The 5,854-nt window shown below is 70.0% G+C and carries 7 protein-coding genes and 1 pseudogene; all 8 read right to left on the reverse strand.

What is annotated here, in order from left to right; all coding sequences use genetic code 11:
• A partial coding sequence (locus VFL64_RS19790) for a hypothetical protein (RefSeq protein WP_489542104.1) occupies positions 1–1,245 on the reverse strand: 1,245 nt, incomplete at its 3' end.
• A gap of 3 nt (positions 1,246–1,248) precedes the next feature.
• Positions 1,249–1,980: an outer membrane lipoprotein-sorting protein gene (locus tag VFL64_RS19795; RefSeq protein ID WP_489542105.1), complete on the reverse strand. Its 732-nt coding sequence runs from the start codon at positions 1,978–1,980 to the stop codon at positions 1,249–1,251.
• 19 nt (positions 1,981–1,999) lie between these two features.
• A complete protein-coding gene (locus VFL64_RS19800) occupies positions 2,000–3,220 on the reverse strand; it encodes an ABC transporter permease (protein ID WP_489542106.1) in 1,221 nt (406 codons plus the stop codon).
• A complete protein-coding gene (locus VFL64_RS19805; protein WP_489542107.1) occupies positions 3,217–3,930 on the reverse strand; it encodes an ABC transporter ATP-binding protein in 714 nt (237 codons plus the stop codon). The genes VFL64_RS19800 and VFL64_RS19805 overlap by 4 nt, the downstream gene beginning before the upstream one ends.
• A complete protein-coding gene (locus VFL64_RS19810) occupies positions 3,927–4,601 on the reverse strand; it encodes a hypothetical protein (RefSeq protein ID WP_489542108.1) in 675 nt (224 codons plus the stop codon). The genes VFL64_RS19805 and VFL64_RS19810 overlap by 4 nt, the downstream gene beginning before the upstream one ends.
• Positions 4,602–4,741: 140 nt before the next feature.
• Positions 4,742–5,266 (reverse strand): SLOG cluster 4 domain-containing protein, encoded by a 525-nt coding sequence (locus tag VFL64_RS19815; protein ID WP_489542109.1) that lies wholly within the window; start codon positions 5,264–5,266, stop codon positions 4,742–4,744.
• A gap of 14 nt (positions 5,267–5,280) precedes the next feature.
• Positions 5,281–5,550, reverse strand: coding sequence for a DUF2164 domain-containing protein (locus tag VFL64_RS19820; RefSeq protein ID WP_489542110.1), 270 nt, complete (start codon positions 5,548–5,550; stop codon positions 5,281–5,283).
• Positions 5,551–5,657: 107 nt separating this feature from the next.
• Positions 5,658–5,854 (reverse strand): annotated as a pseudogene (locus VFL64_RS19825) (C4-dicarboxylate transporter DctA); the annotation flags it as partial.

A 5,854-nucleotide genomic window follows, 5' to 3' on the forward strand; every position in this document is an offset into this window, starting at 1 on the left:
CAGCGCCGCATACGCCTGGCGGCGTACCGGCAACTGCGCGGCCACCGAGTCGTCGGGCCCACCGTTCACGCGCAGGCCGGCGTCCACGCGCACGCGGTCGCCCTGCCAGCCGAGCGCGGCGGTGACCATGCGTCCGCCATCGGCCGGCATGTAGAGCACATCGAGCGAGGGCTGCCAGCCTTCGTGGTCCCAGCTTGCGCGCAGGTACACGTTGCTGCGCCGCAGGCTCTGCCCGGCGAAGGCCTGCGATTGCCAGGCGAGGTTGCCGGCCACGCCGCGACGCAGCGCGGCCGGACCGCCGTTGACCCAGGCGGCAGTGATCTGCGCGTTGCGGGCCTGCCAGTCGTCCCACTGCGCGTTGGAGGCGGCGGTGCCGTCGTACCAGAACTCGGCCATCAGGCTCAGCCTGTTCTCGGCCGTCCAGGTGCCGCCGACCAGGGCCTGCGCGCAGTTGTTGCGCGTGGCCACGGTGAAGGGGCTGCTCGTCGCCAGGCCGCTGGCGGGAGTGTTGAAGGTGAGCACATCGGCGCGCTCGGCCCAGCGCCCCGAGGCGTGCAGCTCCAGGCTGTCGTCCGCCACCCACGAGACCGCGGCGCCGAGGCTGGCGCGCGTGTGCTGGCCCCAGCGCGCGAAGCCGTGCCAGTCGGCCTCGCCCACGTTGCGGAAGACGCGCAGGGCCAGCGCCTGTTCTTCGGCGCCCATGGCGCTGCCGGCGTCGTCGTCGACCGCGCGCTGCGGGTTGACCCACACCAGCGACCAGGCGGTGCGCGCATCGAAGTGCTCGCCCATCAGCAGGGCGCGACCTTCGGGCGTGAAAGACAGCAGCGTGCGGCGGCGCTCCTGCTGAATGATGTCGTTGGGGCGGAAGGCGTAGCCCACGTCCCAGGCCACGATCTTGCGGCCGGCGCTGAGCTGCCAGCCGGCGGCCTCACCCGAGGCGTAGAGCTCGTTCATGACGCCGTCGCTGTGCCAGGCGGCGGACTCGGGCTTCTCGCTGCGCAGCGTGGCAACGGCGCTCAGCATCTGCCAGCGGCCGCGCAACTCGGCCTCCAGCGTGGCGGCGCTGGCCTGCGGTGGGGCGACCGTGGGGTCGAGCTGCGCGGCCTGCGCGAGCGGGCCGATGAGCGAGGCGGTGCGGTCGTCCCAGCGCCCGCGCAACTGGCCGCTGAACTCACTGTCGGCGTGGGCGGCCACAGCAGTACCGGCCAGCAGGCAGGCTGCCAGCCATCGTGTCGAAGCAGACATGGCTCAATCCAGGCTGGGGTTGCGGGCGAGGAACATCGGGTTCAGCCAGGCCTCGGGCACGCTGCGCTCCTTGCGCGCGAGGTAGCGCACGCGGGTCTCCTTGTGGTTGCTCAGTTGGTCGAGCAGCACCATCTCGGCCACCGCAGTGGGCGCCTGCGGCTTGTCCATCACGAAGCGCGCCTGCTTGGCGAGCTTGTCCGACTGCACGTAGAGGTCGGCCTTGATCGGTTCGCGCCGCGCCTTGCCGATCCACAGTTCGATGCGCTGGTAGGTCACGCCCTTGCGCGCCGCCGTGAGGCTCAGGTGCGTGCAGGGCGCGTCGCCACAGCTCTCTTCGGCGACGAACTGCGCGTTGTAGTCGTCGGCCCAGCTCAGCGTGGCGATGTCACCGGTGGAGGCATCACCGAGCAGCTTCTGCATCGGCGTGATGCGCAGCGGCCGCTGGCTGCCCGGCATGAGCAGCCAGAAGTCGTCGCCCAGCATCAGCACCTTCTGGCCCTTCTCGGCCGGGCTTTGCATCAGCACCAGCGACTGGTGGTTGGCCTGCGCGAAGACGGTGTAGCGCCGCTCCTTGTCGGGCGAGCCATCCGTGTTGAAGGTGTTGATCTGGGTCTCGACCTGCATGTTGGCCGAGGACACGCGGTAGCGGTCGGCGGCCTTGAGCAGGTCGTTCATGCCCTGGGCGTGTGCGGTGAATGCACAGGCAAGGGACAGCAATGCGAGGTAGTTCTTCATGGTCGTGTCCTTGGTGTCATCAGGTGTGGGCCAGCGCCTGCACCACCGGCTGGTGCACCGTCTTGCGCGCGACGAGCGCCGAAGCCAGCATGGCCAGGCCGACCATCGCGACGAGCGTGAAGCCGTACAGCGTGGGGTCGATGGCGATGTTGAGCGGGTAGCCGGTGGAGCGGCCGGGCGGCGGCGGCATCTGCACCGGGAAGACGTAGAGCAGCACGCTGCCGGCGAGCGCAATCACCGCGCCCAGCACCGCGCCCGCGCCACCCAGCACCATGCCTTCCAGCGCCAGGGTGCGCAGCAGCTGCCCGGGCAGCGTGCCCATGGCGCGCAGCGTGCCGATCTCGCGGGTGCGCTCGATGATCGCCATGGCCATCGCGTTGGTCACGACGAAGACGACGATCACGCCGATGATGATGCCCAGCGCCCCGAAGATGCGGTTGTAGAGCGCCTTCACGCCTTGGTAGAAGGTGGCCTGCTCGACCCAGGTCTGCACCGTGAGCTGCGGCTGCTGCGCGGCGATGCGCGCTTGAGCCGGGTTCGTCTGGTCCATGCGGTTGAGGAAGACGCCGAGCGTGCTCACGCGCCGGGTGTTGAGCAGCTTCTGCGCCGTGAGCACATCGGTGTAGACGAGGCGCTTGTCGACCTCGGGCACGCCGGTCGAGAAGACGCCTTTCACCCGTACGTCCATCGCGTTGAGCGCGCCGTCGGTGGTGCTGGCCAGCAGCGTGAGGCTCGATCCCGGCTTGGCGTTGAGGCTCTTGGCCAGCGCTTCGCCCAGCATGACCTCGGCGCTTGCGGTGGCGCCACCACTCAACACCTCACCCGCCTTCATGGTGAGGAAGGGGCCCTTGATGGCGAACTCGTCGTCGGGCGACACGCCCACGGCCATCATCACCGTCGACTTGTCGCCGTTGCTGACGAGGCCACTGAACTCGACTTTCGGCAGCACGGCCCGCACATCGGCGTCGGCCAGCAGCGTGGCCTTGAGCGCATCGGCGTTGTCGAGACCATGCTCCAGCGGCGTGGCCTCGTCTTGCGTGAACTGCGCAGGCTTGCCCACGATCAGGTGGCCGGTGTTGCGCGCCGAGGCCTGGGCCAGCGCGTCGTAGGTGAAGATCGCAAAGCCGCCGGCCAGCAGGATGGCGGCCGTGCCCAGCGCCGCCACCGCAACGGTGACCGAGGAGCGCCGGCGGTTGCGCAGCGTGTTGAGCACGGCGAACTTGAGCCATGGGGTGTTCATTGCAGGGCCTCCGTGGATGCAGTGATGCGCCCGTCGAGCAGGGCGACGATGCGGTCGCAGCGGCGCGTGAGCCGTGCGTCATGGGTGGCGATCACGAAGGCGGCGCCTTCGGCGTGGCCGCGTTCGCGCATCAGGTCGAGCACCTGGTCGGCGGTGCGCGAATCGAGGCTGGCGGTGGGCTCGTCGGCGATCACCAGCTTGGGCCGCTTGACCAGGGCGCGCGCAATGGCCACGCGCTGGCGCTGGCCACCCGAGAGCGCGTCGGGCCGGTGCTTCGCATGGTCTTGCAGGCCCACCGATTCGAGCACCTCGGCCACACGCTGCCGGCGCTCGGCCAGCGGCACGCCGGCCAGGAACAGCGGGTAGTCGACGTTCTCGGCCACCGTCATCACCGGCACCAGGTTGAAGGTCTGGAACACGAAGCCCAGCGCGTCGCGTCGCAGCAGGGCGGCACGGGTCTCGTCGCGCATGTCGACGCGCTCCCCGCGCAGCACGATCTCGCCCGCATCGGGGGCGTCGATCAGGCCGGCAAGGTTGAGGATGGTGCTCTTGCCGCTGCCCGAGGGACCGGTGAGGGCGAGCATCTCGCCCGGGTAGACCTGCAGGTCGACGCCGCGCAGCGCCGGCACCACGTGGGCGCCGAGCTGGTAGGTCTTGTGCACGCCACGCAGCTCGATCACCGGCGGCATGGATGTGGTGGGGTTCTTCATTGCGGCAGCTCCAGCAGCGCAGCCTTGGCAGCGTCTGCCTGAGGCAGGCCGCGGGCAATCACGTCGTTGAGGTCGCGGCGCGCCTCGGCGGTGCGGAACTCCTTGGCCGCCTGCTGCGCCGCCAGCATCAGCACCGCGCCCTGGAAGCTCGGCGAGGCCTGGGCCAGCAAGGGGCTGGCCTGCACATCAGCCAGCAGCTTGGCGCCGCGCGTGCCGCGGTTGAAGAAGGCGGGCATCGCGAGAAAGCTGCTGGCCGCCGTGAAGCGCGTCTGCAGGCTCACCGGCGAGCGGTTGAGCATCACGCCGTCGTGCGCCGGCTGCAGCAGGGCCAGCGCCTTGTCGATCTGCGCCAAGCCGTCTTCGGCGTAGCCGATCTTCTTCCACGGCAGGAAGCTGCCGCGGGCCTTGAGTGCGGTGGCGGCACCGGCGTAGGCCATCAGCATGGGCTGGCCCGGGTCGGCCTTGAGCAGGTCGTTGAACTGGTCGGCGGCGCGATCGCGCGCGCCGCTGTCACCTTTCTGCGCGGCCTGGAAGGTCTGGAACGCGGACTGGAACTGCGCGTCCGTGGTGGCAGCAAAGGCGCCGGCAGCAGGCAGCGCGAGGCTGAAGGCGAAGGCGGCGTGCGCGAGGGTGCGGCGCAGGGTGAAGGTGAAGCGGTTGGCAGTGGCCATGGGAAGAACTCCTGAGGTGGTGTGGTTGAAGAGGCAACACCGTCAGGCTAGGCAGGCAAGGCGCACGGCGCCGCCACGCCGCGACGAAACGCGGGGGCGTGTCGTGAAGTGACGCGGGTGCGGCGCGAACCGCGGGGGGCTTAACGCCGTTCCGTCACCAGCCCCAGGCCGCGCAGCTGCGCCTCCAGTTCGGCCACCGAGCCCCAGGGCAGGATCGGCGAGTTCTTCCGCTCATCGGGCGGGTTGTCGGGCAGGTCGTGCGACCAGCCACCGCAGTTGACCAGCGGCAGCAGCGGCCGCTTGTGCAGCCACGCCAGGCACACCTCGGAGATGGTGCCGGCGCGCCCGCCGATGACGATGCAGGCGTCACCCGCGAGCGCCATCACCAGGTTGCGCGCATCGCCCATGCCGCAGGGGATCACCACAGTCGCCGGCCAGTCCGGCGGCGGCATTTCGTCGGGCGGGATGATGCTCACCACCAACCCACCCGCCGCGATGGCGTGCTCGGCCGCCGTGCGCGTGGCCGGGCTGCCGCAGCCGCTCACGACCGTGATGCCGAGCCGCGCGAGCAGCGTGCCGGCCTGCCCGGCGAGCTCGTAGGCGGCAGAGCCGGGGTCGGCGCTGCCGAGAACGCAGACCTGCGGGCGGCGGATGGAGGTAGTCATGCCGGGTGACGCTGTCATTTCTTGCTCTTTGCCTTCTGTTGCGGCCAGTAGGAGAACTCGTCTTCGTGGATCTCGATGTCGATCTCCGCCACGCGTTCCTGCAAGCGCTCCTGCACCGCCGACACCGCCTGGTTGTAGACCAGCGGCCCGATCTCCTGCAGGAAGAAGCCGAGCAGCGCACCGGCGCCGACGTTGCCGATCTTCTCGTCCATGTTCTCCTGGAAGTAGCGCTCGATGGAGGCAATGGCCTGCTGGCGTGCCTCGCGGGGGATCTCGATGGGCATGCGTGTCCTTTCTGCTGCCGGGTGGGGGCCAGCGCACAGCCTAGCGCAGCGGCCGCTGGCCGTCAGGGGCCATGGTGCAGGTCGCCGGTGAGCCGAAGCGCACCCGCTCAGCCGCCGGGCGGCGTCACCGGCATGTGCTCGTCTTTCGCGTCGAGCAACACCTCCGGCGCATCGGCCTCCACGTCGGTCTCGTTGTCGAGTTGGCGGCGCAGCCGCTCGGTGTCGAGCTCGCCGGTCCATTTGGCGACGACGATCGTGGCCACGCCGTTGCCGACCAGGTTGGTCAGCGCCCGCGCTTCCGACA

The organism is Rhizobacter sp., assembly GCF_035702065.1.
In the GTDB taxonomy this organism is placed as follows: Bacteria; Pseudomonadota; Gammaproteobacteria; order Burkholderiales; family Burkholderiaceae_C; genus Rhizobacter.